Source organism: Micromonospora maritima (assembly GCF_902825405.1).
GTDB classification, from domain to species: Bacteria; Actinomycetota; Actinomycetes; order Mycobacteriales; family Micromonosporaceae; genus Micromonospora; species Micromonospora maritima.
In genome coordinates, this window is record NZ_CADEAU010000858.1 from 1 (window position 1) to 1,313 (window position 1,313).

2 protein-coding genes and 1 pseudogene are annotated in these 1,313 nt (G+C 75.2%); 2 read left to right on the top strand and 1 reads right to left on the bottom strand.

The genetic code is table 11. The annotated features are described in order from the left end of the window. Positions 1–240: pseudogene (locus HUW36_RS33025) on the bottom strand (phosphatase); the annotation flags it as partial. A 246-nt stretch (positions 241–486) separates the two neighbouring features. On the opposite strand from HUW36_RS33025, the gene HUW36_RS33030 reads away from it, so the two are divergent. Together HUW36_RS33030 and HUW36_RS33035 are read left to right on the top strand one after the other, a co-directional pair. Then, the gene (locus HUW36_RS33030; protein ID WP_091583649.1) at positions 487–1,002 is read left to right on the top strand and encodes a sigma-70 family RNA polymerase sigma factor; all 516 of its coding nucleotides are present in this window, start codon (positions 487–489) and stop codon (positions 1,000–1,002) included. Continuing rightward, positions 999–1,313, top strand: a 315-nt coding sequence (locus HUW36_RS33035) for an anti-sigma factor family protein (protein WP_174531603.1), incomplete at its 3' end; no start/stop codon positions are given. The genes HUW36_RS33030 and HUW36_RS33035, both read left to right, overlap by 4 nt.

Here is a 1,313-nt window from a genome sequence, read left to right on the forward strand (position 1 = left end):
GGCGAGCGCACCGGCGGCGGCGCCGCCGAAGCCGAGCACCAGCGCGCCGACCGCGCCGGCCCGGACCACACCGCGCCGGGTGACCTCGGCGTCGACCAGGTCGCCGAGGTACGGGTTGTCGGTGGGGTTGGGCACCGGGTGGTCGCACGCGTTGCCGCACCGGTACAGACAGGTCATCGCGTCGCGGCTGCCGTGGCGGGTGCCACTCAGCAGCGGGAGCAGGCGAGGACGGTCGCTCATGAGGTGGAGCCTCCTGATCGGACGTCGGAAGGCGCGCCCGGGCGATCGGCCCGCGCGCGTACCTGCCGGACGGTGCCAGGGCCCGGTGAGCGGGTGTCGGCCCGAGTGTGAACCGGACGTGAACAGCTCCGGCCTGACCTGCGGCTGAACCGATGGGCGTCACGGCACGTATGGAAGAGCGGACGCACCGCCTGCCCCGGGCGGACGCATCGTCGGTCTCCCCGCCGCCGGAAGCGAGGTACCGCCATCAGTGACCACGACGCCCAGCTGCTGCGCGCGCTGCACGACGAGCATGCCGACGCGCTGTTCGCGCACGCCCTGCGGCTGGTCAACGGCGATCGGCCACGGGCCGAGGACCTGGTGCAGGAGACGCTGCTGCGGGCCTGGCGGCACCCGGAGTCGCTCGATCCGCGGCGGGGCTCGGTCCGCGCCTGGCTCTTCACCACGGCGCGGAACCTGGCCATCGACGCGTGGCGTCGCCGCTCGGCCCGGGTCGGCGAGGTCTACACCGACGAACTCCCCGAAACCGCCGAGACGGTCGACGAGACGGAGCGCGCGGTGGAGGCGTGGACGGTGGCCGAGGCGCTCAACCGGCTGAGCCCGACCCACCGCGAGGTACTGGTCGAGTGCTTCTACCAGGGGCGGTCGGTGGCGGAGGCGGCCGCCCGGCTGGGCGTACCGCCGGGCACGGTGAAGTCGCGCACCCACTACGCGCTGCGCTCACTACGGTTGGTGCTGGCCGAGATGGGGGTGACCGGATGACCCGCTGCGAGTTCGCGCACGACGACGGGGCGTACGTGCTGGGCGCCCTCGCCCCGGCCGAGCGCGCCGCCTACGAACGGCACCTGTCCGGCTGTGCCGAGTGCCGGGAGGCGGTCGCCGAGATCGCCGTGCTGCCCGGCCTGCTGGGTCGGCTCGACCCGGCCGGGCTGGAGCAGTTCCTGGAGGTGGGGCCGGAGACCAACCGGGTGCCCGCGCTGCTCGACGCCGCCCGGGAGCGGCGGCGCCGCGAGCGGTCCCGCTCCCGCCGGCGGTACGCGGTGACCGCGCTCGCCGCCGCCGTGCTGGCGGTG